The organism is 'Chrysanthemum coronarium' phytoplasma (assembly GCF_000744065.1).
In the GTDB taxonomy this organism is placed as follows: Bacteria; Bacillota_I; Bacilli_A; order Acholeplasmatales; family Acholeplasmataceae; genus Phytoplasma; species Phytoplasma asteris.
The window spans coordinates 1-26,617 of the sequence record NZ_BBIY01000004.1 but is presented as its reverse complement, the minus strand read 5'-3'; the positions used below and the strand labels follow the sequence as shown (position 1 = coordinate 26,617).

At 25.3% G+C, this 26,617-nt stretch carries 22 protein-coding genes; 13 read left to right on the top strand and 9 right to left on the bottom strand.

The annotated features are described in order from the left end of the window. Positions 1 to 507: 507 nt before the first annotated feature. From OYV_RS00355 to OYV_RS00345, 3 genes are all read right to left on the bottom strand, one after another. A complete protein-coding gene (locus OYV_RS00355) occupies positions 508 to 1,755 on the bottom strand; it encodes a glycosyltransferase (protein ID WP_042067607.1) in 1,248 nt (415 codons plus the stop codon). Between the two features lie 170 nt (positions 1,756 to 1,925). Beyond that, complete coding sequence (locus OYV_RS00350; protein ID WP_042067605.1) at positions 1,926 to 3,134, bottom strand: glycosyltransferase; 1,209 nt, start codon at positions 3,132 to 3,134, stop codon at positions 1,926 to 1,928. 70 nt (positions 3,135 to 3,204) lie between these two features. Then, positions 3,205 to 4,521, bottom strand: coding sequence for a bifunctional folylpolyglutamate synthase/dihydrofolate synthase (locus tag OYV_RS00345; protein ID WP_042067602.1), 1,317 nt, complete (start codon positions 4,519 to 4,521; stop codon positions 3,205 to 3,207). 1,440 nt (positions 4,522 to 5,961) lie between these two features. On the opposite strand from OYV_RS00345, the gene OYV_RS04360 reads away from it, so the two are divergent. Next, a complete protein-coding gene (locus OYV_RS04360; protein ID WP_052360370.1) occupies positions 5,962 to 6,717 on the top strand; it encodes a phosphatase PAP2 family protein in 756 nt (251 codons plus the stop codon). Positions 6,718 to 6,963: 246 nt separating this feature from the next. Here OYV_RS04360 and OYV_RS00330 read toward each other — a convergent pair whose 3' ends face one another. The 4 genes from OYV_RS00330 to OYV_RS00320 all read right to left on the bottom strand — a co-directional run bounded on the left by OYV_RS00330 (position 6,964) and on the right by OYV_RS00320 (position 8,306). Then, positions 6,964 to 7,737, bottom strand: coding sequence for a hypothetical protein (locus tag OYV_RS00330; RefSeq protein ID WP_042067599.1), 774 nt, complete (start codon positions 7,735 to 7,737; stop codon positions 6,964 to 6,966). Positions 7,738 to 7,803: 66 nt separating this feature from the next. Beyond that, positions 7,804 to 7,983, bottom strand: a complete 180-nt coding sequence (locus OYV_RS00325) for a hypothetical protein (protein ID WP_042067597.1) — start codon at positions 7,981 to 7,983, stop codon at positions 7,804 to 7,806. A 4-nt stretch (positions 7,984 to 7,987) separates the two neighbouring features. Then, positions 7,988 to 8,125 (bottom strand): hypothetical protein, encoded by a 138-nt coding sequence (locus OYV_RS04910; RefSeq protein ID WP_172642327.1) that lies wholly within the window; start codon positions 8,123 to 8,125, stop codon positions 7,988 to 7,990. Continuing rightward, positions 8,112 to 8,306: a hypothetical protein gene (locus tag OYV_RS00320; protein ID WP_042067594.1), complete on the bottom strand. Its 195-nt coding sequence runs from the start codon at positions 8,304 to 8,306 to the stop codon at positions 8,112 to 8,114. The genes OYV_RS04910 and OYV_RS00320 overlap by 14 nt, the downstream gene beginning before the upstream one ends. A gap of 243 nt (positions 8,307 to 8,549) precedes the next feature. Between OYV_RS00320 and OYV_RS00315 the strand changes: the two genes are divergently transcribed. Together OYV_RS00315 and OYV_RS00310 are read left to right on the top strand one after the other, a co-directional pair. Further along, positions 8,550 to 8,729 carry a hypothetical protein gene (locus tag OYV_RS00315; protein ID WP_042067592.1) on the top strand — a complete coding sequence of 60 codons (180 nt, stop codon included), beginning with the start codon at positions 8,550 to 8,552 and terminating at the stop codon, positions 8,727 to 8,729. A 163-nt stretch (positions 8,730 to 8,892) separates the two neighbouring features. Further along, positions 8,893 to 9,123 (top strand): hypothetical protein, encoded by a 231-nt coding sequence (locus OYV_RS00310; protein ID WP_042067590.1) that lies wholly within the window; start codon positions 8,893 to 8,895, stop codon positions 9,121 to 9,123. A 94-nt stretch (positions 9,124 to 9,217) separates the two neighbouring features. On the opposite strand, the gene dnaN is transcribed toward OYV_RS00310, so the two are convergent. Both dnaN and dnaA read right to left on the bottom strand, forming a co-directional pair. Next, positions 9,218 to 10,354 carry a DNA polymerase III subunit beta gene (dnaN, locus tag OYV_RS00305; RefSeq protein WP_042067588.1) on the bottom strand — a complete coding sequence of 379 codons (1,137 nt, stop codon included), beginning with the start codon at positions 10,352 to 10,354 and terminating at the stop codon, positions 9,218 to 9,220. A 306-nt stretch (positions 10,355 to 10,660) separates the two neighbouring features. Continuing rightward, positions 10,661 to 12,184: a chromosomal replication initiator protein DnaA gene (dnaA, locus tag OYV_RS00300; protein WP_011160376.1), complete on the bottom strand. Its 1,524-nt coding sequence runs from the start codon at positions 12,182 to 12,184 to the stop codon at positions 10,661 to 10,663. 1,030 nt (positions 12,185 to 13,214) lie between these two features. On the opposite strand from dnaA, the gene asnS reads away from it, so the two are divergent. From asnS to infC, 10 genes are all read left to right on the top strand, one after another. Then, positions 13,215 to 14,735, top strand: coding sequence for an asparagine--tRNA ligase (asnS, locus tag OYV_RS00295; RefSeq protein WP_011161096.1), 1,521 nt, complete (start codon positions 13,215 to 13,217; stop codon positions 14,733 to 14,735). A 482-nt stretch (positions 14,736 to 15,217) separates the two neighbouring features. Further along, positions 15,218 to 16,324: an ABC transporter ATP-binding protein gene (locus tag OYV_RS00290; protein ID WP_042067585.1), complete on the top strand. Its 1,107-nt coding sequence runs from the start codon at positions 15,218 to 15,220 to the stop codon at positions 16,322 to 16,324. Further along, positions 16,325 to 17,266 carry a carbohydrate ABC transporter permease gene (locus OYV_RS00285; protein WP_042067583.1) on the top strand — a complete coding sequence of 314 codons (942 nt, stop codon included), beginning with the start codon at positions 16,325 to 16,327 and terminating at the stop codon, positions 17,264 to 17,266. A gap of 35 nt (positions 17,267 to 17,301) precedes the next feature. Beyond that, positions 17,302 to 18,189: a carbohydrate ABC transporter permease gene (locus OYV_RS00280; RefSeq protein ID WP_042067581.1), complete on the top strand. Its 888-nt coding sequence runs from the start codon at positions 17,302 to 17,304 to the stop codon at positions 18,187 to 18,189. Beyond that, a complete protein-coding gene (locus OYV_RS00275; protein ID WP_042067579.1) occupies positions 18,173 to 19,795 on the top strand; it encodes an extracellular solute-binding protein in 1,623 nt (540 codons plus the stop codon). The genes OYV_RS00280 and OYV_RS00275 overlap by 17 nt, the downstream gene beginning before the upstream one ends. Positions 19,796 to 19,829: 34 nt before the next feature. Next, positions 19,830 to 20,798, top strand: coding sequence for a DHH family phosphoesterase (locus tag OYV_RS00270; RefSeq protein ID WP_042067578.1), 969 nt, complete (start codon positions 19,830 to 19,832; stop codon positions 20,796 to 20,798). A gap of 219 nt (positions 20,799 to 21,017) precedes the next feature. Beyond that, positions 21,018 to 22,400: a tRNA uridine-5-carboxymethylaminomethyl(34) synthesis GTPase MnmE gene (gene mnmE, locus OYV_RS00265; protein WP_042067576.1), complete on the top strand. Its 1,383-nt coding sequence runs from the start codon at positions 21,018 to 21,020 to the stop codon at positions 22,398 to 22,400. A gap of 98 nt (positions 22,401 to 22,498) precedes the next feature. Then, complete coding sequence (locus OYV_RS00260) at positions 22,499 to 23,437, top strand: DHH family phosphoesterase (RefSeq protein ID WP_042067574.1); 939 nt, start codon at positions 22,499 to 22,501, stop codon at positions 23,435 to 23,437. Positions 23,438 to 23,685: 248 nt separating this feature from the next. Further along, positions 23,686 to 25,611, top strand: a complete 1,926-nt coding sequence (gene thrS / locus OYV_RS00255; RefSeq protein ID WP_042067572.1) for a threonine--tRNA ligase — start codon at positions 23,686 to 23,688, stop codon at positions 25,609 to 25,611. 252 nt (positions 25,612 to 25,863) lie between these two features. Beyond that, positions 25,864 to 26,544 (top strand): translation initiation factor IF-3, encoded by a 681-nt coding sequence (gene infC / locus OYV_RS00250; protein ID WP_236620232.1) that lies wholly within the window; start codon positions 25,864 to 25,866, stop codon positions 26,542 to 26,544. Positions 26,545 to 26,617: the final 73 nt, after the last annotated feature.

The window sequence follows — 26,617 nt, the reverse complement described above, 5'->3', positions numbered from 1 at the left end:
GTAAAGACAAGGAATAAGCATTTTATTTTATAATTTATAAGACATTAATATTATAACAAAAAAATATTTTTTTGAGTTAATTAGATGACAAAACTGTAATATTTATAGGTTTTTTAGTTGGACAAGGTAATAAAAAAATAAAAAAAGTAATTTTAAAGTTGGGAATTTTTGTAAAAATGAAATAAGATGTGAATAAAATTGATGAAAAATAAATAATTTGTTGTTTTATTAAGTGTTTTTTTTAGTTAAAATAAAAGTGTATTCAAAAATAAAAACAAAAGGAACTTATAAAGAAAATTGGTATGATAAAATACCTTTATCAAATAAAAAAATGGTTTTGGATAAGTGTTTTTATTGTATCTCAATTAGTAGAAATATATTTAGATTCTCAAAATAGTAAAATAATTTTTTGAAAAATTTCAAAATAACATCATAATAAATAAAATATTAAAAGATCAAATTACTTATTAAAAATAAATAATTTGATCTTTTTTTTGTTCTTTATAATTAAATCTTATCTGAAGTTTCTTTTTGATGTTGAATTAATTTTTGTTTTTTTAATTTATGATTATCAATAGCTTGATTATAAACTTCTAAAACATTAGTTACAAAAGTCTTTTGAGTATATAAATTAACTGATTTTTGAGCTTGATATGATAATTGTTTAAAATTATCTGGATTTTGATATAAGGAAGTAAGAATTGTAATTAATTGTTCTTGGTTATGATAAAAAAATCCATTTTGTTCATGTTTAATTACTCCTTCTAATGCTTGATCAAAACGCACTACACAAGGCAAAGAAGCAGCTAGTGCTTCAATATATGTAAGTCCTTGAGTTTCAAATAAAGATGCATTAATAAAGACATTTCCTAATTGATAATAAATTCCTAACTTATCATAAGCAACAAATCCTAAAAAAATGATTTTATCATCTAAATTAAGTTTTTTGGCTTTTTTTTCTAAATTTTTTCTTTCAGGTCCATCACCAATAATTAAAAATTTACTTTTGGGATTTTGAAGGTGAAAAGAAGTAAAAGCATCCATCAAATAATCAATTTCTTTTTCAGCAGATATTCTTCCTACATAAAGACATACAAACGAATCTTTAAGTCCTAATTGTTGTTTTAATGAAAAAACTTTTTCTGATGAATGATTTTGACAATAAAATTTTTCTAAATTAAAACCTGTTGGAACAATTTGATAATTGATTTTAGAAGTATCATTAACTTTATTATAATAGCGATTTTCTAAAAAATACAACACTTTTTTAGTAGGTAAAATATTGACATCACTATTAAAAATAAATTTAGTAAAAAGATAATCTACATATTTTAAAATAGGTTTTTTAAAACATTTAACAATAAAAGATTTTTGAGTATCAAAAAAGGCAACATACATTGTGTGTGTTGTATAAACTAAAGGCAAATTTAATTTTTGTTTAGCTAAAAGCCCTAAAGAACCTACCCCAAATTCAGTATGAACATGAATTACATCTAAATTAAGGGCTTTGATTTTAAAAAGATGTTTTTTATAACTTAAAACCCAACGATGATCTTTAAAAATTTTAAAAGGCAATGGCATTCCTTTAATTCTTATTACGCGAGAATCTTTTTCTTGTTTGACTTTTGGACAGTTAGTTGTAATAATATATACTTCATGTCCCAAAGCTTCCAAACCTTCTCTTAGAGAATCACAAGAAACAACAACACCACTAATTAAAGGTTTATATGAATCGGTAAAAATTCCTATTTTCAATCAAAAAACCTCCTTATTATTGTCATTGTCATACTTTTTTATCTTAATGAAAACATAGCAAATTGTAATAGTAATAGCAACAAAAATAAAAAATAAATTTATATTTTTTAATAACTAAAAAGTTGAAATAATTAGGGAATAAGGAAAAATAATAAAAAGGGTAAAAATAATTAATTATGGTTATTGTTTTGGTTATGGTTTTCTTTATTAGTTTTTATCGCTTCTTTATAAATTTGGATCATTTTAGAAGCAAAAATTGTTTGATCATAATTAAGTATTGAGTTTTTGGCATTCATAGACATTGTTTTAGTTTTTTTATTATCTTTGTATAAAAGACTTAAATAATTGATTAATTCTTCTTTTTGATGATAAAAAAAACCATTATTTCCATTATCAATTAAACCATCTAATGCTTGATCTTGTCTAGCTAACAAAACCAAAGAAGATGCCATCGCTTCTACAAAAGTTAAACCTTGAGTCTCAAATAAAGAAGCACTCAAAAAACAATTTCCCAATTGATAATAAATTCCTAAATTATCATAAGGAACAAATCCCAAAAACAAAACATTATTTTCGATTTGTAATTTTTTTACTTGTTTTTGGAGAGCTTTTTTTTCAGGACCATCGCCAACAATCACAAATTTACTTTGAGGATGATTTTGACAAAAAGAAGCAAAAGCACTAATCAAATAAGAAATGTCTTTTTCAGGCGACAACCTACCTACATAAAGACAAACAAAATCATTTACTAAATTAAATTTAACTTTTAAAGCTTGAATTTCTTCTAAAGAGTGGTTTTGGGAGTAAAATTGTTCTAAATTGATTCCTGTAGGAACAACATTATATTTTCCTTTGATATTGTAATCTTTTTCTAATAAAGTTAAAATTTTATGAGTAGGAACAATTGTAGAATGTGTTTTGGAAATAAATTTTTTTAAAGCTTTTCTATTAGCTAATATAAAAAATAATTTAAATATTTTTATTCCAATATTTTTGCTTTTATTAAAAAAATATTCGTGCATGGTGTTCATAGTATAAACGGATGGTATATTTAATTTTTGAGAAGCATAAATACCTAATTTACCCATAGGAAATTCAGTATGAATATGGATAATATCTAAATTAAGATCTTTTACAAGAGATAAATATTTTTTGAACCTCAATACGACACGATGACCTTCAATACCTTTAAAAGGTATTGGTATTCCTTTAATTCTTATTATTGAAGCATCTTTTTCTTCATAATTCTTAGGTCCTTGAGGAGTAATTATATAAACTTTATGTCCTAATTTTTCTAAACTATCTTTATGAGATTTAACAGAGATAGGAATACCTCCAATAATTGGTAAGTATGTATCAGTAAAAAAACCTATTTTCATTTTTGACTCCTCTTTAATTTTTTTAAATTTGTGTAAATTAAATTTGATGTTTTTAAAATATTAAAAATATTTAAATATCAAAAAAATGAATTACTTCTGAGGCAAAATATAGAGAGCCTACAATTAACAATAAATCTTTACAATTTTGAGTTTGGTTTTGTTGTAAAAAATCCTTCAATTTGTCTTGCCAATCAAAAACTTTTGTAATTCTTTGTGGAGCAATAAACAAATATTTTTTTACTAATTCAATACTATTTGGATGATTAAAAGTTGTTAAATAAATGTGGGCTTTAGGAATTTTTAATAATTGGTACAACATAGAAACTACATTTTTTTTTTCCAAAGCAGAAAATAAAATAGAAATGCGGTAGTTACTAAATTGTTTGATTGTTGTTTGGACTAATTTTCTTATGGCATGCACATTGTGAGCACCATCTAAAATAATTAAAGGATTTGAATTTAGTTTTTGCATTCTGGCTGGAATTTGAGTTTTGCTAATGCCTGTAAAAACATTTTGTTCTAAGAAAGGAAATTTTTTCAGCTGACAAAATAAATAATAAAGTTTGATTGCCATTGCAGCATTTTCAGGTTGATATTTTCCTATTAAAGGAGTTTTGATGGCTTTTATTGTGATTTGTTTTGTTTTAAAATTAAAACATTCTTGCCAAGTTTGCATTCCTAAATAAGTTATGTTGTAATCTTTTTTGAATTTATAAATGGGAGCTTTGTTTTTGATGGCTTGTTGTTCAATAACTAACAAAGCTTTTGGAGAAATATTTCCTGTAACTAAGGGAATTTTGGGTTTAATAATTCCTGCTTTTTGAAAAGCAATTTCTTTAAGAGTTTTTCCTAAAATATGTTCGTGATCTTTGCCAATGGTAGTAATTCCAGTTAGGATGGGATAAATAACATTAGTGCTGTCTAAAAGACCTCCCAAACCTACTTCAATTACACAAACATCAACTTTTTTATGATAAAAATAATCAAAAGCAATAGCGGTGATAATTTCAAACGGAGTAATGCTAAATAAAGCAGAATTGGGACTTGCTTGGTCTACTAACTTTTTAATTTTACGAACCCAAATTATTAAATCATTACAAGAAATAGTCTCGCCATTAATTTTAATTCTTTCATTGTAATTTTGAATATGAGGAGAAATAAAAGTTCCTACTTTGGAACAACTTTGTTGCAATAAAGAACTTAAATAATTAACAGTTGAACCTTTGCCGTTAGTACCTGCAATATGAATCATAGCTAATTTTTTTTCAGGATGATGTAATAATTTTAACAAAGCCAAAACACGCAAAAGTCCTAAACGCATGCCTAAAATTTCTCTTTTTTCAATCCACAAAATAGCTTCTTTTATGTTAGTTATTTCAGTAATCATTTTTATTTTCCGTTTGTCTGCATTTATTTATATTTAGGATTTCTTTGATATTATTAAATTTATTAAATTACTAAATGTTTGATAGAATGTATTTGTTTAAGGTGTTTTTTAAATTGTTTTGTTTTTTTGAATTTTTAATATCTATTGTAAATTTGTTTTTATTATTTTTTTATTAACTTATTTTGAACTACATAATAAATTAAAATTGTAAATACAAGTTTATTATACCACAAAAAATATTGCAAAAATAAGGTTCAAAGGCAAAATAAGGATAAATTATTACTTAGTAAAATAAAGTAAGCAAAAAAATAAATATTAATTTGACTAAATAAATAAAATAGTTAGAGTTAATAAAAATCATATTTTAAAAAAAGAAACTTTCAAAAATATAAAAATGTTATAATATTACTGTTATACTTTTAAATAATTTTACTGTTATACTTTTAAATAATTTTTTAAAAACAACATTATACTAACAAGAAATAAAAAAATTATTAAAAATAAAAAAGGATTAAAAAAATAAGTAAATGTTTTTCTAAATTAATCAAATATTATTTATCTAAAAATTAAAAAACAATATTATAAAGGATTTTTTATGTTTATGTATAAAAATAATTTAGATACAAATACAAACAGAAAAGCAAAAAATGTTTTTTCAAAAAAGTTTTTAGTTTATGTGCCTTTAATTATTTCTTGTATCACTTCTCTTTTGGCTATTGATACAATTTCATATGATAAAAATAAAAGAAATTTTTTTACTTTAGGTTTATTAACAAGACAAAACACATTATCAGTGAATATCTTTTTACTCTTATCTTTAAATAATAAATTTAAAAAATCAAAATATTACCCTTATTTAAGTTTTGTTTGTTTGATTAATTGTTTAATAGTGATGTTTTTTTGTTTAATTGAAACAAAAACAGGTACTTTGCAAATTAATTATTTTTTTGAACACAAAATTTTATCTTTGATGTTTATATTTTATTATTTTTTCCGAAACAAAAGCATAATAAAATTAAAAAAAAATTATGTAGGAATAATATATCCTTTGATTTATTTTTTAATAATGTTTATACTTATAAAAATTGATAATGAAAAGTTAAATCCTTATTCGAGAGAAATAAAAAAATATGAAATTAACGAGTTTATGTTATTGTTTTATGCTTTTCTAACTTCTATAATGATATTAATAATTAGTTTCTATACAATTATTTTAAAAAATAAAATCATCAAAAATAATGATATTGTAGTTATCAAAAAATATAAAAGGTGGTTTTATTTTTTAAGTATTTTGGTTCTTTCTTTTTTTGTTTTCTTTAATTTTATAAAATAATTTATTTTTATTATTTTTTTATATCGTTTTTTTAATTCTTAATAAATTATCATTATAAAATCCAATATTATAAATAACAAAAATAACAGGAGTTTAAATTATTAAAAATGGAAAAACAAACTTTACAAAGAAACAATTTAGAAAAAAAAGAAACAAATAGTAAAAATAAATATCTTAAAAAATATATATTATGGTTTTTATTTATTGTTTTAATTCAACACATAACTTGGTTTGGTTCTTTATATATAATTGAAAAGAATAAAAATGGTTTTTTTAAAACAATTATTCGAATTAAAGAAGATGGTAATGAAGAAACTAATAATTATTGGGTAAAAATATTAAATTTAAATATTAATGGAAGCAGTGGATTCCCTAGTTGGGAATTTTCTAAATATTTTATTTATATTTATATCATAAGCTGCTGGTGGTGGTTTTTAATTTCTCCTTATTTGATATATAAACATTTAGATAAAAAAATAATATTTCAATTATTCATTTCTTATTTTATAATTTTAGCTATTAGTTTTATTTTATTTTTTGTTTTCCCAGTTCAAATGTTGGATAAGTTTTTATTTAAGGAAAACAAAAGTTTTGTAGATTTTTTAATTCAAAATTTATATAAATATGATTATCTTCATCTTAATAATTTACCAAGTTTTCATGTTAGTTTAAGTTGGTTATGTTATATTGGTTTTCGCCAAAAAAATAAAAAGAAAATCCCTAAAATATTAAATTATGGACAATTATTTTGTGCTATTTTAGTTTTTATTTCTACTTTTGTTTTAAAACAACATTATATAATGGATGGAATAATTGCAATTATTTTAGTAGAAACTACTTTCTTTTTAGTTGGTAAAAAATGAATAATATTAAAAAAGACTATCAATTAAGATAATCTTTTTTTGTCAATAAATTACCTATAATAACCAAAATAGAAATAAATTTAGAATTGCTGATCACTTTTTTACAAAAAAAGTTATAATGCTTAGTTTCTAATAAAATACACAGGTAAAAGAATTAAAGTTTTGGTTTTGGAAAAACCAAAATTATTTATTACCACAATTATAACATGATAAAAAACAAGATAGTACGGATTATATAATTAAAATCTAATTATGAACATTTTCAGTATAATAATTTTGTTCTATATTTTGTATATTATAATAAGAATTTGGATGGTTTGTCAAACACTCTTTAATTTCTTCTAATGTATATCCAGCTATTTTCAAATCAAATGATCTATATTCAGCATTCATTAATTCTTTCAAAGAAAAACCATTATTTTTCAAATATTTTGCTGGATATTTAGCATTTTTAAAATCTTTTGCATCATAACCTGCATCTTTTAATTCTTGAAAAGGAATAAATGTTTCATTTTGCAATGGATTTGGTGTTTCATATTTGTATCCTAAATCATCAAGTGTATATCCCGCTTCTTTAATTTGTTGAAAAGTAAAACCTGTTTCTTTTAATTTAGGAGGATTTATATATATTGGTGTTTCTTTTATTTCTTGTATGCTAATGCCACCTTTGGCAAAATCTTTCAGATTATAATTATATAATTGTATTTCTTGCAAAGTAAAACCAACTTTATCTTTTAAATCTCTTGCACTAAATTGTTTTAAATAAAAAAAACTTTCTGTTTGAGGATCTAAATTTTTTATTTCTTCCAAACTATAACCTGATTCATTTAATTTTTTTAAACTAAAAATTTCTATTAATTGAGGAAGTTGGTAACCAATTTCTTTAAAATCTTCTACATTAAAACCTTCTTTTACCAATTCTTTGTCTTCATAATCCCCTTTTTGTCTTAAATAACTTATAGTATATATTTGCTTTCCTTCATTATTTTTAATATATTTAAGATCAAAATCACCAAACAATGGTTTTAATTGTTCTAAAATTTGTTTATAAGAAAGACCTTTTTCAATTAAATGTTTTAAAGTATATCATGCTTTTTTTCTTATTTTTTCTTTTACTTTTATTTCTAATTCTTTATCTTTAAATTGTTTAATTTTATATGTTTTTACAATTAACAAAAACCCACCTAAAAATAAAATAATATTTAAAACAATAAAAGAATATATTATATATTTAGTTTCTTTTAACTTCATTATTAATGTAGACATTTTATTATTTCCTTTCTTCATCATAATCTTTTAATTGTTCTTTGCTAAAAAGACCACTTTTTAATAATTCATCTCTACTAAAATCTAAATTTTTTAATTGTTCTTTTTCTAAATATTTTTCTAAATCGCTAATTTTTTTCATCTAATAATAAATTTACTTTTTGATCTGATTCTTGTTCTGTATCTCTTTTATTTTGTTTTGTAAATTTAAAATATGAAACTCCTAAAAAAATAATCACTACAAATAAACACAATATTAAAATATTAAAAGGAGTTATTTTGGATTTAATATCTTTTATTTTAAAATTTAATTTAAACTTCATATTTGCTACTATTTTGTTTTTTATAAATATAATTATAATAAAAATAAAAAGATAATTTATAATCTTTATGATAATTATACCATTTTTTATTACTATTAATATTTATATAAATAAATTTACTTAATAAAAATTATAATTACTTAGTATTTTTCTTGCAAAAAAAACAAGTAAAATAAAAGTAAGGGATAAAATATTTTTTAAAAAAGAAAACAATTTTCAAAAGGAAGCAAGGAATAAAATAATATGAATCAAAATGTAAAAAAAATATTAACTATTTTTATTTATTGCTGCTTTTTGAGTGTTTGCAGTTTTCTTTTATATCAATATTTTAAAAAACCAAACAAAGTACCATCCCAAATAAAAACAACACCAACCAAACCATCTGAACAAAAACCATCAAAAAATAAACCATCAAAAAAATAAATCGTCATCTTCTAGTTTAGAGATAACAACTTTTTGGCAAGATCCAAAACCAGAAACAAAACAAAATACAAATACATTAAATACATTTGAAAGTAATCGCAAAGAGATTACCCAAATTCAATTTGATAGAATTGTTGAAGAAATATTAAATGATTTAAAAAGCATGTCATGGGATAATTGTGTAGCTAAATATGAAACAAGAAATGAAAAAAACATATTTCCAAACATTGAAAGAGAGTATAGTTCATTTTTAACTTGGAGAAAAGAAAAAGTAACAGAATATAACGAAAATTATAACCAACAAAATAAACAAAATATATTACAACAATGCATTAAAAACCTTAAAAAAGAAATTGAAAAAGAACTAAAAGAAATATATTGGTTTAAATATTAAATCATTTGTAGTAATTAATAACTAACTGTTTCATTTATTTAGACAATTAAGATTAACACTGTTCTTTTTATTATCTTGCCATTATATAACAATATCAATCATTTTCCAAAGGAATAGGCAGAATCAAATGAATAGAACTATCTTTTTCCAAAGTAGTAATAATAAGTGGTTTTAAGGGATTATCAAAATAAAAAACTACTTCTTTAAGTGATAAAACTTTTAAAACATCTTCTAAATATTTAGCATTAAAAGCAATTTGGAAACTATTTGCACTAACTTTTAAAGGAATAATTTTTTCCAAAGCAGTTCCCAAACTTTCACTAGAAGAAGAAATTTCAATTGAATTTTGTTTAGTTAAAATAAATTTAATAACATTAGTATTCATTTGTTCTTTGGAAAACAACAATGAAACTCTTTCTAAGGCTTTCATTAAATCATCTTTATTTAAATGAACAGAAAAAGGAAAATTTGTAAGTTTAATTTCTTGAATTTGGGGATAATTTCCTTCTAAAAGTGAAGTTTGAAACCATAAATTATCAATTTCTAAAAAGATTTTTTGAGTATCAGAATAAATTTTTAAATATTTACTTTGACAATGTTCTAATATTTTACTTAATTCTTCTAAACTTTTATTAGGAATAACAATATTAAAATTGTGATATTCAATATCTAGATTGATTTTTTTTTGACTCATTCGAAAAGAATCAGTAGCACAAGCTTTTAAAAGGTTGTTTTGATAAATCAAGTTAAGTCCCATTAAAATAGGTCTTTTTTCATTTTTAGAAGTAGAAATATTTATTTCTTTAATCATATTTTTTAAAAAATGAGTTTCAATTTGAAAAGAATCTAATTTTTGGAAAGAAAAATCAAGTTCTAAAAAATTACAAACATCCATTAATTTTAATTTATATTCACAAAAACTAGTTTTAATTACTAAAAAATTATTTTCCATTACAGTAATTTTAATTAAAGAATCACTAATTTTTTTAATTATTTCAATAAAATATCTCCCTAAACAAGCAATTTTACCTTGTTTTTTAATTTTTAAACTTTCATCTTTAATTTCTATTTTAATTGCAATATTGCCATTATTAGCTTCTAAAATTAAGTTATTTTCTTGTGTTTGGATTTTGAGAGCATTAAAAATAGGGAAAAAAGTTTTTTGGGGTAAAATTTTTTGTATTTTTAAAAGTTGTTCCAAAAAAATATCTTTATTAATTTCTAAATACATTTATTAAACCTCATTTATCTTTTTGTTGTAGTAATTATTTTATATCTTTATTATTTATTTTATATCTTTATTAATTTTATTATTAATATTTTATATAATGGCATTTAAACAAGTTTAAAGTTATTTTAATTGATGTTTAACTTACTTTTAATAATTTATATTACAATTTCAAAAACAGACTAAAATAAGTTAAAAATCATCGAATAATTAAAAGATACTTTTTTAAAATATAAATAATTTATTAATTCATTTTTAATTTAAATATTATTAAATTTTATTCAATTCATTTATTATTTAATTCACTTATTAAGAATTAATTTTTTTCAAAATAAGTTCTAAGGATTTTTTTAATTCATAATCACTTTGAGAATTTTTTTTAATTTTTTGATAAGCTTTAAAAACTGCAGAATGGTTTCTTTTGAAAAAACTACCAACAATATTATAAGGAATATCTTTTAATTCTTTGATTAAATACATAGCAATATGACGCGGTAAAGTGTATTTTTGTTGTCTTTTTTTACTCATTAAATCACGAACTGAAATATTGAAAAAATTGCTAACAACTGATTTGATTTTTTCCAAAACATCCTCATCATAAGAAACACTTTTTTTGCTTTTAATCAAAAGTTCTAAAGCTTCATTGGCAATATTAATATCAATATCATAGCCAAAAGTTTGGGCATAATTCAACAATCTTAATAAAGCTCCTTCCATTTCACGAACATTATTAACAAAAGAAGAAGCAATCAAATCAAGGACATCTTTTTTTATTTTCAAAGGATTTTGTGGTTCAAATTCTAATATTTTCTTTTTCAAAATATTGAGACGATGATTAAAATCAGGACTTTGAATATCAACCATAAGACCAGCTTCAAAACGTGAAGTTAATCTACTCATAATATTTTTTAGTTCTGAGGCTTGTTTATCACTTGTAATTACAATTTGTTTTTGGTTTAAATAAAGATAATCAAATAATTTAAAAAACTCCATTTGAGTTCTTGTAGCACCTGCCATAATTTGGATATCATCAACTAATAAAAGATCAATATCACGGTATTTTTCGTTGAAATCCTCCATTTTGGCTTTTCTTAATTGGTTGGTAAATTCTTCAATAAATCCGTCAGCTTTTACATATAGAACTTTTTTGGATGAATGTGTTTTTTTCAAAATATGATTTCCGATTGCCTGAATTAGATGGGTTTTTCCGATTCCTGCTTTTCCAAAAATATATAGCGGATTGGTAGTTACTTTTTTTTCTTCAGCAATTTTTTTGGCAATTTTAAAGGCAAAATTATTACTTTTTCCCACAACAAAATTATCAAAACTATACTTGGGATTGGTATTTCCATAATTGTATTTATTAAAACTTATTTTTCTATTTTCAATTTCAACATTTTTGTCATTATCAGTTTTAGTTTCAATTTGTTCTTTTTCAATTGTTTCAAAATATTTATTATTTTGGAATTCATCATTATTTTCATTATTTTCAATTTTGGAAAAATAAGTTTGATTCTCATTTTCTAATTTTTCTTTAAGATTTTCAAAATGCTTTTTTTCATCATCAAAATTACTATTTTTTTTATTTTTTTCTGAAACAAATTCAATTATAATTTTTTCTTCAAATTTTAATTTAGTTATTTTTTTGATTTTTTCAAAATACATTTTATATATTTTATTCTTAATAAATTCAGTTTCTACTGAAATTATAATTTTTTCTTCAATTTGGTTTATTTTTTTAATATTGGAAAATGTTTCTTTAAAAACTTCATCACTGTAAATTTTTGATAGTTCATTTAAAATTATTTCCCAAATTTTATTATAATTATTCATTTTAATATTACCTTTAATATTACCTTTAATATTTTATTTTAATTATTTTTTTTATTAAATTATTATTATTATGAAGCACATTTTTTTGTTCCTAATTCTAAAAAAAATAGCTTTTAACTTTATTTTTCCCTCAAATTAAGGAAAAATTTATTAACATTTTAGGAACTATTTTTAACAGTTTGGAAACAATTTATTTTTAACAACTATTTTTAAAACTTTTTTTGCTTTCACGTTTTTTCTAGAAAAAATAAAATTATTCAATAAAATAATAACATAAAAAGCCACAGTTTTTAGGAACAAAAAAAATAACTTTTTCCTAACTTTGAAAAACCTTTCTTTTTAAAAAAGAAGGAACAATTTTAGGAAAAATTAACTTTTATTTTAATCTTTTTATAAGTTAGTTTTTTAAAACTAAAAATTAATTTTTTTTAAAACTTAGGAACATTTTTTAAAACTTAGGAACATTTAAACCTATTTTTTCCTAACTTTTATTTTTATTTTATTTTTACTTTGTTATTGTTTTTTTATTCTAATTTATTGCTTTTTTTTCAAAAAAATATCAAAATATAACTTAAAAATGATAAAATAAATTTGTAATTGTTTTTAATTCTTTCAATTCTTTTTGGTTTATTTTTATTTTGAGTGTCTTTTTTAAAACATTTTTATTATTTTTTGGACAACTTTTATAATCTTTTTTTACTTTTTTAATTAAGATCTATTAATTTCCTAAAACTTTTAAAATTTTCAAGTTTTTATTATATACCGCTATTTTAATTAAAAAAATAAACAAAAAAATTATTTTTCATATTACTAATTCTAATACTTTTTGCCTCTCTTTTTTTCTTTTTTGCTTCGCTATTATTTTTTCCTCCGATTCTTTTTCTTTAAATTTCTTTTTCTTCTTATTTTGATCCCCCCTTTTTTTTCTATTTCCATTTACATTTTTTAATTCATATTCGTTTCATTTCACTTTTTTATTTACAACAAAATATTACAACATTACATAAAAACAAAGGATTAGTAAATTACAATGAAAATTTCTATCAAAGATATTTTCCAAAAACCAGAGTTATTTTATCAAAAAAAAATAGTATTAAATGGTTGGGTTAGAAATTGTCGTTATCAAAAAAAATTAATTTTTATCGATTTAAATGATGGTACTTTTCTGGAAAATTTACAAATAATTTGTAAAGAAACCAAAACCAAAAACATCGAAACCGCCGCCGAAATTACCGAATTTCATGAAAACCAAAAAGTCAACACCAAAAACGAATCTCCAAATAACATCAATTTAGAAAAATTAAAAGAAATGTTGCAAATTGGGGCTTCTTTGCAAGTGGAAGGCATTCTAAAAGCAACCAACAATCCCCAAACGCCTTTTGAAATTAGTGCCCAAAATGTTTCTCTTTTAGGCGCAAGTGATTTTTCTTATCCGCTTCAACCCAAAAAACATTCTAAGGCTTTTTTGAGACAAATATCTCATCTAAGAGTGCGCACCAAACTTTTTGGAGCAGTTTTTCGCATTAGAAATACCGCTTTTTTTGCCCTGCACAGTTTTTTTCAAAAAAAAGGTTTTTTTCACATCAACACCCCCATTATCACTGCTAATGATGGAGAAGGCGCGGGTGAATTATTTCAACTTACAACCCTTAATTTAGAAGCTTTGCCACAAACAAAAAACATTCCAAACGCTTCCAAACTTGCCGATGAGACTATCAGCAAAAATGAAATTGATTATCAAAAAGATTTTTTTGGCAAAAAAGTTTTTTTAACAGCAACAGGTCAACTAGAAGCAGAAGCGATGGCTTTGGGTTTGAATAAAGTCTATACTTTTGGTCCTACTTTTAGAGCTGAAAAATCAAATACTCCAAGACATGCTGCTGAATTTTGGATGTTAGAACCTGAAATGGCTTTTTGCAATTTATCTCAAAATTTAAAAGTCGCCCAAGAAATGTTACAATTTGTTATTGCTAAATGTTTAGAACAAAATTATCAAGATATAGAATTTTTGGATAAGACAGAAAAAAACTGTTTAATTGAAGAATTAAAAAACATCTCTGAGGAAAAAGAATTTTTGACAGTAAAATACGAACAAGCTTTAGAAATTTTGCAAAAAAGCAACACCAAATTTGAAAACCCCCTTTTTTATGGCGCTGATTTGGCAACCGAACACGAAAAATATTTAACCGAAACACATTTTAAAAAACCAGTTTTTATTGTTGATTGGCCCAAAGAAATTAAAGCTTTTTATATGAAAAATAATCCCGATCAAAAAACAGTAGCTGCGATGGATCTTTTAGTTCCTCGTGTCGGAGAATTAATTGGCGGATCGCAAAGAGAAGAAAATTTATCAGTTTTAATTGAAAAAATGAACCAAATGAAAATTCCTCAAAAAGATTTGGAATGGTATTTAGATTTACGCCGTTTTGGGGGATGCATTCATTCAGGTTTTGGCTTAGGATTTGAAAGACTACTAATTTTTTTAACAGGATTAGATAATATTCGTGATGTAATTGCTTTTCCAAGAACTTATCATAATTTAGTTTTTTAAGTTTAATTAATAGTATCGTTTTTTATTTATCAATTTACAAGAACTTTAAAACTTTTTAACCTTTTCTTAAATATTTTTTAACTCTAAAATGTTTTTCTAAAACATTTTTTTATTTTTTGTTGGGAATTTCGCTTTTACTTATTTTTAAAAAACAAAAAAATTGCAAAATCATATTTAATATTTTTTTAACTATTAATTGTCAATATTTTTTAAACATTTATAAAATTTTATAAAATTCAAAAAAGCAACCAAAAGTCCAAAAATAAAAAAATCACCAATAATTAAAAAATGATTAAATTCATCTAAAAGATAAAAACCAAAAATCAAAAAACCAAAAATAATAAAAAAAGTTAAAAATAATAAAAAAAGTTAAAAATAATAAAATCAAAATAATAAAACCAAAACCAAATCAAACCAAACCAAAATCACAAACACAAACACAAAATTAAAAGCCAAAAAAATAAAAATAAGGAATACAAAAAATGGGTATAAAATTAGAACAAGTTTCTAAAATTTTCATCGATAAACAAACTAAAAAAGAAACTTATGCTGTAAAAAAAATTGACATCAACATTCCTAAAGGAAAATTGGTAAGTCTTTTAGGTCCTTCGGGTTGTGGCAAATCGACTACTCTTTACATGATTGCAGGGCTTCATCCTATTTCGGCTGGAAAAATATTTTTTGGAGACAAAGATGTCACTAACCTGCCTATTGAAAAAAGAGGTATTGGTTTAGTTTTCCAAAATTACGCTCTATATCCTCATATGACAGTTAGACAAAATATTTCCTTTCCACTGGAAAATCTAAAATTTGCGCGCGACATTATTGTGCAAAAAGTAGAAGAAATTGCCAAGTTAGTGGGAATTGCCGATCATTTAGACAAAAAACCTCAGCAACTTTCAGGCGGACAACAACAACGCGTAGCAATTGCAAGAGCCTTAGTAAAAGAACCTCAAGTTTTGCTTTTAGATGAGCCCTTATCCAACTTAGATGCAGGGTTACGCCTCAAAACTAGAGAAGAAATTAGAAGAATCCAACGAAAAACTGGAATCACTGCTATTTTTGTTACACACGACCAAGAAGAAGCAATGTCTATTAGTGATGAAATTTGCTTAATGAATAAAGGACAAATCCAACAAAAAGGCGCTCCTCAAGAAGTTTATGCCAATCCTAACAACTTGTTTGTTGCCAAATTTTTAGGCAATCCGCTTATCTCTATTTTTGAAGGAAAAATTACTTTTGGAAAAGTAACTATTGGAGATTCACTTCTTTTTGATTTTTCTTCTAACAAAACTTTAAAAAACCTAAATCAAGAAATCTATGTAGCCATTCGTCCCGAAGGTTATTGGTTTGACACAAACGGTAATTTTGAAATCGAACCTCTCTTTTTAGAAAATGTGGGAAGAAACCTAATGATGTTAGCAAGACATCCGCAAGCTGTTAAAAAAACTTTCCACCTTGTCTTTGATGAAAAAAGTAAAGATATTATTTTTCCCCAAGGATTTGTTGCCAAGAAAAAAATTAGATTCCAAATTAAAGAAAATAAGTGTTTTCTTTTTGATAAAAAAACCGAAAATAGGATTTTTTAAATGTCATTGCTAAAAAAACTTTTCCATCACAATTCCACTAAATATTCCAAACATAATCATTGGTATTATTTGGCGCCTGCCTTAATTCTTATGGTTTTATTTAATTTTTATCCTTTGGTAAAAACACTTTTTATTTCTTTGGATAGTAGATATAATAAATTTGCAGACACATTTTCTTATTCGTTTAATTTTTCCAATTACACTACTACTTTTTGTGATCCTGATTTTAGAACTGCTCTTTTTAACACTTTTTTACTGGTGTTTGTTTCTATTCCTATTTCTATTTTTTTGTCTTTAATGATTGCCTTAGCACTTAACGGTGTTTATAATCGTTTTTTAAAAAATATCTTTCAAACCATTTTTTTCCTTCCTTATTTAACAAATCCTGTTATTATGGGAATGGTTTTTGCAGTCCTTTTTTATCACAATAGTTTTGGCATCCAAACGCGCCCCGAAGGTTTTTTTAATTCTTTTTTTGGGTTCCAACAAGATTGGATTAACATTTCAGCTCCTTATTCGTATAAAATGTTTGTTTTAATTTTTTATGTAGTGTGGAAATCCCTTCCCTTCCAAATTTTAATTTTTAGTGTGGGATTAAAAAACATTAGTAAAGATTATTACGATGCTGCCGGAATTGACGGCGCTTCTAAAATAACTATTTTTAGAAAAATTACTCTTCCTCTACTTGCTCCTACTATTTTTTATCAACTTATTATTGCAATAATTCAAGTTTTTAAAGAATATGAATCTGTTGTTGGAGTTTTTGGTAATTCCGATATTACCAAGGTAAATACTGTGGTAGGCTATATTTATCAACAATTAGAAGGAACTTTAATGGATTCTTATTCCAGAGGCGCTGCAGCCACTGTTATTTTGCTTTTAATTTCTATTATTTTTACTACCATTAATTTTTTCTTTTTTGAAAAGAAATTAAATGAATAAAATAAATAATAAATAAGGATCGAACCTTGATAATTATGTCAAATTCAAATAATAAAACAAAACTCATTTTTGCCAAACTTAAAAAACATTTACCCAAAGTTTGTGCCACTTTTACCAAATACTTTTTTTTGTCTGTTTTTGCTCTTTTTTTGGCTATCCCTTTTTATTGGATGCTAAATTTAGCTCTACAAGACAATCCTGCTTGTCCTAGTTTTTTTCCTAAAGATTTGACGTGGAACAACTTCTCTTTTCTATTTACCCGTTATAGCTTGTTTTTGGCTTTTTTTAAAACCCTTGCTGTTGTTTTTATCTCTACTGTTTTAGGTATTTTTGTCTCTGTTATAACTGCTTTTGCTCTTAGTATTTTAGAATTTAGAACTAAAAAAATTATATTAGGAGTCTTTCTAATCACCACTATGATAACTACTGAAAGTATGTTTTTAACTAACTATCAAACAGTTGCGCGCCTAGGTTTTGTTGATTCTGGTCAAGGTACGCGTGTTTTTAGTGGCATTTATTTAGCAATGATTCTTCCCTTTCTAATCAATGTATTTCATATTTTTTTATTAATTCAAAATATCAAAAAAATTCCCAAAGAACTCTATTTATCTGCCAAAGTTGATGGTAGTAGTGATTGGAAGTTTTTATACAAAATTTTAACTCCGCTTTTAAGAGATAACATCATTAATATCATTATTTTTAGAGCAGTTGCTGCTTGGAATGCTTATTTGTGGCCTGAACTTGTAGGCGGAAAATTGCTTACTAATGTGATTAGAAATATTTTTGACTCTGAAAAAAACCAACATTTAGTCAATCAACAAATGGCAGCTACTGTTTTGATGACATTGCCTTTAGTTTTGTTGTTCATTTTTTGTAAAAGATATGTTTTAGAAGGAAAATTAAACAGTGGTATCAAAGGATAAATTAAAAATCATTCATTTTTTTATTTGCTTATTTGTTATTTTAGCATTTATTGTATTATTTCCTAAAATTGATTCTAATGCTTTAAGAAATAACCACGAACAAGAATTAAATGAAATGCTTACCAAATATAAAGATAGCGAAGCATGGGAAAAATTTCTAGAAAAAACCATCGAAATTGTTTTTTGGCATCGTTTAGATCCTGAAAAAGAAAAAGGAAAACCAAAAACTGCTTTAGAAGAAATTATTGAAAAATTTAGAGAAAAATATCCCAAAATCAAAGTAAAAACAGAATATAAACCTAGTTGGAGTGGGATTGTAAAAAACATTAATGTAGCTCTTCCAGCCAACAACGAACCTCATTTAATTGTTTCTTATGCTGATCATTTAGTAAATTATTATGAATCAGGTAAATTAGTTCCCCTTGATGGATTTAAAGATCACACCAATGAAAAAATCAAATTAGACCCTTGTACAACAGATCCCCAAACAAAAAAAACATATTTTTATTCTAGTTTTGAAAATGAGGCTCAATTGCCTTTGGGTGATGAAAAAGAACCAGGGAAATGGTATTCCTTGCCATTTTCTAAATCTATTGAATTGATGTATTATAATCAAGATTATTTTAAACAATTAAAAGGAAAAATTGAAAAACAAAAAATCGGAATCGATTCCGATTTTAAATCTTGTTTTGACAATTATGATAACTCTAATTTTGAAGGCAAACTTAAAGATGGTATTACATGGGAACAAATGAAAAAGTTATGCAAAGTAATTAAACAGGTTGACTCTGAAAAAATCCCTATTTCTTACGATTCTGAATCTAATTTATTTATTATATCTTCCGAACAAAGAGGAATTGAATATACAACTTCACCAACTAAAAAAGATCCATCAAGTCGTGAAGTAGGAGTACGTTTTAATAATCCAGATGCTAAAAAAATGATTAAAGATTTTAAAAAATTTTATGATAAAAAATATTTAATTACTCGTAAATTATCTGGTGAAAGTTATACTACTCATTTATTTATGGATCAAAAAATTTTAATTGATATTTCTTCTTCTAATGGATTTGAATATGTTTCCAAAGCTCCATTTAAAGTAGGGATAACTTCGGTTCCTTATTGGAAAAAAGGAAAACAAGGTCCTGAGTCAGGCAAAAGAAAAGTTTTACAACAAGGTTCTAATATTAATTTATTTTATAAAAAAGATAAAGATGAAGTGCTTGCTTCTTGGTTGTTTTTAAAACATTTAACTTCTAAAGAAACAAACGAAAAATTAATCCAAAAACTTAGTCAATTTCCTACTCGTCCTTGTTATGATAAAAGCGTCCAACCAGAACAAACAAATTCTGAAAATCCTTCCAAAAATTCTGAAAATCCAGAAATAAATAAAGATATTTTTGACTTTATGAAACGTGAAAGAAAAGAAGATGAAGAATCATCTCAAACAGGCAATCCCATTTATTTCTTTTCTCCCACTTTTAGAAAATCCCAGATGTCGCGTATAGTTGTAGAAAAATTAGTAATAGATTGTTTTTTAGATAAAGACTTAGACAAAAACATCGATACATTATTTAATGAAGCCCAACAAAAAGCAGACTCCTAAAAACTTATTAAAATTAACAAATTAAAGGAACATTATGAAAATTATTTACAATAAAATTAAAGCTTTTGAAACAATTATTATTCACGGACACATCAATCCAGATGGTGATTGTTATGGCGCTCAACTAGGTTTAAAAGATGCAATTACAGCAACTTTTCCCCAAAAAAAAGTCTATGCAGTAGGACAACAAAATCATTCTTTATCTTTTGTAGGTGTGATGGATGAAGTTTGTGATTCTTTGTACCAAAGCGCTCTTGCTATTGTTGTTGATTGCGGTCAAGAAAACAAAATTAGTGACCAAAGATTTAAATTAGCTAAAGATACAATTAGAATTGATCATCATTTATTAATGGATAATTACTGCAATTATCAATGGGTAGATGCTAATTATTCTTCTTGTTCTCAAATGATTTTTGAATTTAAAGAAAAATGCAATATGAAATTAACTCATAAAGGTGCTTTGGCTATGTATGTAGGTATGGTAACTGATACTGGTAATTTTTGTTTTGATAGAGTTGACCAAAACACTCTTAAAGCTGCTGCTTCCTTACTTGCTTTTGACCTTGATGTATCACAAATTTTTTTTCATCTTAACAAAGAAACTCTTACTTTGTTTCAATATAAAGCCTATATTTATCAAAATGTAGTTACTTCCCAAGGATTTGCTTACGTTTTTATTTCTCAAGAAACATTGAAAAAATTTAATTTACATATTGACGTTGCTGCAAGTTTTGTTAATATTTTGGGTCATTTAGAAAATCATCCAGTTTGGGCTTTTTTCTTAGAACAACCAGATTTAACAATTAGAGCTCGCATTCGTTCTCGTGGTCCTGAAATTAACTCCATTGCTAGACAATTTAAAGGCGGAGGTCACCTTAGAGCTTGTGGTGCTACTTTAAATAACAATCAAGAAATGACTTTTTTCATAGCTCAAATAAAAGACTCAATTAAAGTTTTTGAAACCAAATCCCAAGACAAAAATCCAAAACTAATTAAAAATTAATTAACAATAAAATTAATAAATTCAATAAATACACATATAAAAAAATCTCCAATAACCAATAATAAAATTAACCAAATAAAACTTTTATTTTGATAATTCTTTTTCCTTTTCCTTTTGGTTGTAAATTATTTTCATATTATAAATGATAAATATCAATTTAAAACAACATTCAATAAATGAAAAGATTACAAAAATCATAAAGAAAGGAGCCCCCAATAAATGTTTTTTGATACTATTGCTGCTATTTCAACTCCTTTAGGAACAGGAGGAGTTAGTATAATTAGGGTTTCTGGCAACAATTCTATTGCAGAAATAAATAAAATTTTTAAAGGCAAAGACCTTACCAAAACCAAAACACACACCATTACTCACGGTTTTATCCTCAACAAAAACAAAACTATTTTGGATGAAGTTTTGATTTCTGTTTTTAAAACTCCTAATTCTTTTACTGGCGAAAATGTTGTAGAAATTAATGCTCATGGCGGTATTTTAATTACGCAAATGGTTTTAGAAAGAGTTTTGTCATTAGATATTAGGTTGGCTTTTCCAGGCGAATTTAGCCAAAGAGCTTATCTTAATGGAAAAATGGACCTCATTCAAGCTGAATCCATTATGGACCTAATTCATGCCACTAATGAAAATGCCATTAAAATTGCTCATTCTGGTTTGCAAAAATACACTTCTCAATTAGTGACTTCTTTGCGCGACCAAATCCTTAATTTAATTGCTCAAATTGAAGTTAATATTGATTATCCTGAATATGATGACATTCCTCAAATCACCCAACAAAAAATTGCTTTGGAAGTTAAAAGTTTAATCAATCAATTAGAAAATATTTTGAACCACTCCCATAAAAATAGATATCTTAAAGAAGGAATAAAAACTTTAATTGTTGGACGTCCCAATGTTGGTAAATCAAGCCTTCTTAATGCTTTTTTAAACGAAACCAAAGCTATTGTTTCTGATATTTCAGGCACTACCAGAGATTTTGTTGAAGCTTATTTTAATTGTCAAGGTATCACCCTTCATTTAATTGATACTGCAGGCATTCGTAAAACTGATGATCCCATTGAAAAAATAGGAATTTTAAGAACAGAAAAAATACTTTTACAAGCAGAATTAATTTTATTAGTTTTAGATCAAAGCAATCATTTGCAAGAAGAAGATATCCAACTTTTGCAATTAACCAAAAACCATCCGCGCATTATTATAGGAAACAAAGCGGATTTGAAAAGTGATAAATTAATTTCTTCTCTTTCCAACAACTCTTCCCAATTAACCCCACAAGAAATTATTTCAGTTTCGAGTTTGGATAAAACAGGGTTTTTAGAGTTACAACAAACAATTTTAAAAAAATTCCAATTAAATGATATCCAGCCCAAAGATTTTAATTATTTTTCTAATGCAAGACACATTAATCAAATCCAAATTGCTCTTCGATCTTTCCAAGATTTGCAACAAGCCCTTTTGCAATCAATGCCAATCGATATTTATTCTATTGATCTTACTACAGCTTATCAAGCGTTAGGACAAATTATAGGTGATAATCAAGAAAATAGTTTAATTAAAGAATTGTTTTCTAAATTTTGTTTAGGAAAATAAAAGAAACCCAAAAAATAAGAAAATATCAAGAAAAAACCCCCAACCAACATCATTTTAACTAAACTAATATTTTAACAAATACAAAGAAAGGAACAAATATGAAATTTATTGAAACCCAAATTAAAGCCTTTGACAATATCATTATTCACGGACATAAAAATCCTGATGGTGATTGTTATGGTTCTCAACTAGGTTTAAAAAATATGATTCAAAATACCTTTCCTCATAAAAATGTTTATGTGGTGGGGCAAACCAAAAACCATTTAACTTTTTTGGGTCAAATGGATGAAATACCAGATGAAACTTACCAAAATGCTTTAGTAATTGTGGTTGACTGCGGTACTACTCAAGCCATCAGTGACCAAAGATTTAAATTGGGAAAAGTCGTTATTCGAATTGATCATCATATTTTAATCGAAAATTATGGTAATTATCAATGGGTTGATGATTCTTTTGGTTCGTGCTCCGAGATGATTTACTTGTTAAAAGAAAAACTCAATTTAAACCTAACTTTTAAAGGTGCTTTGGCTATTTATGTTGGTTTAATTACAGATACTGGTAATTTTAGGTATCATAGAGTAAGTGCCCAAACTTTAAGAATTGCCTCAGAATTACTTAATTATGGTATTGATGTTGCTTTGGTGGAACAAAATATCAATAAAGTAACACTTAATTTTTTAAAATATCAAGGATATATATGTCAAAATATTGTTGCTTGTGACGGATTTTCCTATGTTTATGTGAATCAACAAATCATTGAACAATTCAACATTACTTTAGAAGAGGTTTTTTTGTCGATTAATATTTTATCTAATATTAAAAATTTTCCCTTTTATGCTCTTTTTTTTGAACGTCCTGATTCTAAAATTCAAGTGCGTATTTGTTCTAACGGACCGCAAATATATCATATTGTTCAAAAATATGGTTGTAAAGGCCACCTAAGAGCTTGCAGTATGTTTTTGCCATCCGAAAAAGAAATTTTGCCTTTTGTTGCTACAATAAAAAAAGAAATTGCACCCTTTTTCAAAACCACTTAAAAATTTAGATTCCAAATAATAAACACCAATCAACTAATTACTAAAAAAAGACTCCTTTTTTCTTGTGATTTGTGTTATAGTTATGATATATGTTATTTAATTTTTTAGTATAAAACACACATTATATCACACATTATTATTTAGATAAAATTTTTTGCCCTTTATTATTTTTTCTCCTCCATTATCTTTGTTTTTCCCCAATTTCTTAAAAGATCAAAAAACTAAAAACTACAAAAGAAAGGGTTTTTATGATTAAAATCAGCTTTTTTGACAACCAAACACAAGAATTTATTTCAGGTATAACTCCTTTGGCAATTTGGAAAAAACACTTATCTACACATTTCAAAAAACCAGTTGCAGCCCTTTTCAACAACCAACCAATCGAACTTGATTTTCCTTTGAAAGAAAACGGCAATTTAGAAATTTTAACCGAATCTGATCCTAAATCTTTGGAAGTTCTTAATCACAGCACCGCTCACCTTATGGCGCAAGCCGTTGCAAGACTTTATCCAGGTGCCCTTTTTACAGTAGGACCTGCCATTAAAGAAGGATTTTATTATGATATTGATTTTCAAAATCACACCATTTCGGAAAAAGGTTTTCTTGCCATTGAAAAAGTAATGCATCAAATTTCTTTGGAAAACCATCCCATTACAAGAGAAGAAGTTTCTTTCGAACAAGCCCAAAAATTATTTGCTTGCAACCCTTATAAACAATTTTTGCTGGAAAAATTTCGCGACCAGACTATCAGTATTTATCGTCAAGGAGAATTTTTTGATCTTTGCCGCGGCGGTCATGTAACCAAAACAAGCCTTATTAAACATTTTAAACTTTTAAAAATATCAGGAGCTTATTTTCAAGGAGATTCCAAAAACAAAACTTTGACTCGAATCTATGGTACTTCTTTTTTCAAAAAACAAGCGCTTGCGGACCACTTGCAACTTTTGGAAGAAAGAAAAGAGCGCGACCACAAAAAACTTAACAAAGAACTAGATTTATTCATGTTTAATAAAGAAGTTGGTTTGGGACTTCCCTTTTGGCTTCCTAAAGGAGCTACTGTAAGGCGCATCGTTGAAAGATATATTGTTGACAAAGAATTAAGTTATGATTATCATCATGTCTATACGCCCATTATGGCAAATACTGAACTTTACCGTATTTCTGGACATTTGGACCATTATGCTTCTAATATGTTTCCCATCATGACTTTGGAAAATGGTGAAAAACTAGTTTTAAGACCAATGAATTGCCCCCATCACATGATGATTTATAAAAAAACTCCTCATAGTTATAAGGAATTGCCTTTGCGTATTGCTGAATTAGGAATGATGCATCGGTTTGAAAAATCAGGAGCTGTTTCTGGTTTACAAAGAGTAAGAGAAATGACTCTTAATGACGCTCATATTTTTGCCTGTCCTGACCAAATCAAAGAAGAAATGAAAAAAATTATTAATTTAATTTTAGAAGTTTATCGTGATTTTAATATTAAAAATTATGAGTTGCGCCTAAGTTATCGTGACCCTAATGACACAGAAAAATATTTTAATGACGATCAAATGTGGCATCACGCTGAAAAAACCCTCAAAGAAACTATTCAAGAATTGAGCCTACCCTTTAAAGAATCCATCGGAGAAGCTGCCTTTTATGGTCCTAAATTAGATGTGCAAGTGTTTACTGCCTTAGGCAACGAAGAAACATTATCAACAGTACAACTTGATTTTTTGCTCCCTCAAAAATTTGATCTTACTTTTATTGGAGAAGACAACAAACACCATCGTCCTGTTGTCATTCACCGCGCAGTTGTTTCTACTATGGAAAGATTTTTAGCGCATTTAGTAGAAGAAAAAAAGGGTGTTTTTCCTTTATGGCTTGCTCCTGTACAAGTGCTTTTAATTCCTGTGTCTGCTCCTCTACATTTGGAATTTAGCCAAAAAATTAAAGAAATGTTACAATTACAAAATTTCAGAGTAGAAATTAATTCCAAAGATACTACTTTGGGTTATAAAATTAGAGAAGCACAAAAATTAAAAATTCCTTATCAAGTTGTAATTGGCGACAACGAAATGACTAACAATTTAATTACTTTTAGAAAATATGGCTCTCACCAACAAACCACAATTAAAGTTGATGAGTTTGTTTCTTTATTAAAAGACCAAGTTTTGCAAAAAAAATAACCTCTTAATTGCCAAAATCCCCCAAAAACTATTGACAAACCGCACTTTTTATTATATAATTAGGACGGTATTGTTATTGTTTTATTTTATAATATTCAAAATACAATTATAAAAATTATCAAAGATTTTGTAATAATCTTGTGATATTAACGTGAAAAGAAGAGTTTTCTCTCGCCTGATTAACAATTAGTTTTTAGGCAAATGGCACATAAACATTTAATTTTTTTGTAAAAAAAATGCAAAAAACATTTAGTGTTAGTTATTTTAGAGAAGAGAAATGTTCATTGGGCGTTTCTCTTTTTTTATTTTATTTTCTCTTTTTTCCTTGTTTCATTTTCATGTTATGTCATTTCATTTCATTTTTACAAAATAACCCCAAACCTAAAGGAGGTTTTAAATATTAAAATCAACAAATTTAAAAAAAGTTCTAATTCCGATTTATATAATGAAAATATCCCACAAGGAAAATACCTCATTATTGATGAAAAAGGCGAACAATTAGGTGTTTTTGACCAAAAAGAAGCTTTAAAATTATCAGAACAAAAAGAAATTGATATTGTAGTGGTAAACGCAGATGCCTCACCGATGGTAGCGAGACTAATGAATTATCAAAAACATCGTTATAACCAACAAAAAAAACTTCGTGAAGCCAAAAAGAAAACCCAAATTATTGTTTTAAAAGAAATTCGCCTCAATCCTACCATTGATAAAAATGATCTAAATACTAAAATTAAACAAGCTCAAAAATTTTTAAAACAAGGCGATAAAGTAAAAGTTAGTATGCGTTTTCGTGGTCGTATGATTAATAATTTTCAATTAGGAGAAACAGTTTTTAAACAAGTTATGCAAGATTTGAAAAACCTATCTCAAATTGAGACTCCTTTAAAATTACAAGGCAATCAACTAACAGCAGTTCTGTCCCCTTTAAAATAACCCTTAAAGGTTATGAATGGTATTTGAATAGCTGAAAAATTACCCAAAACAAAACGCGACTCAACTAATTTAC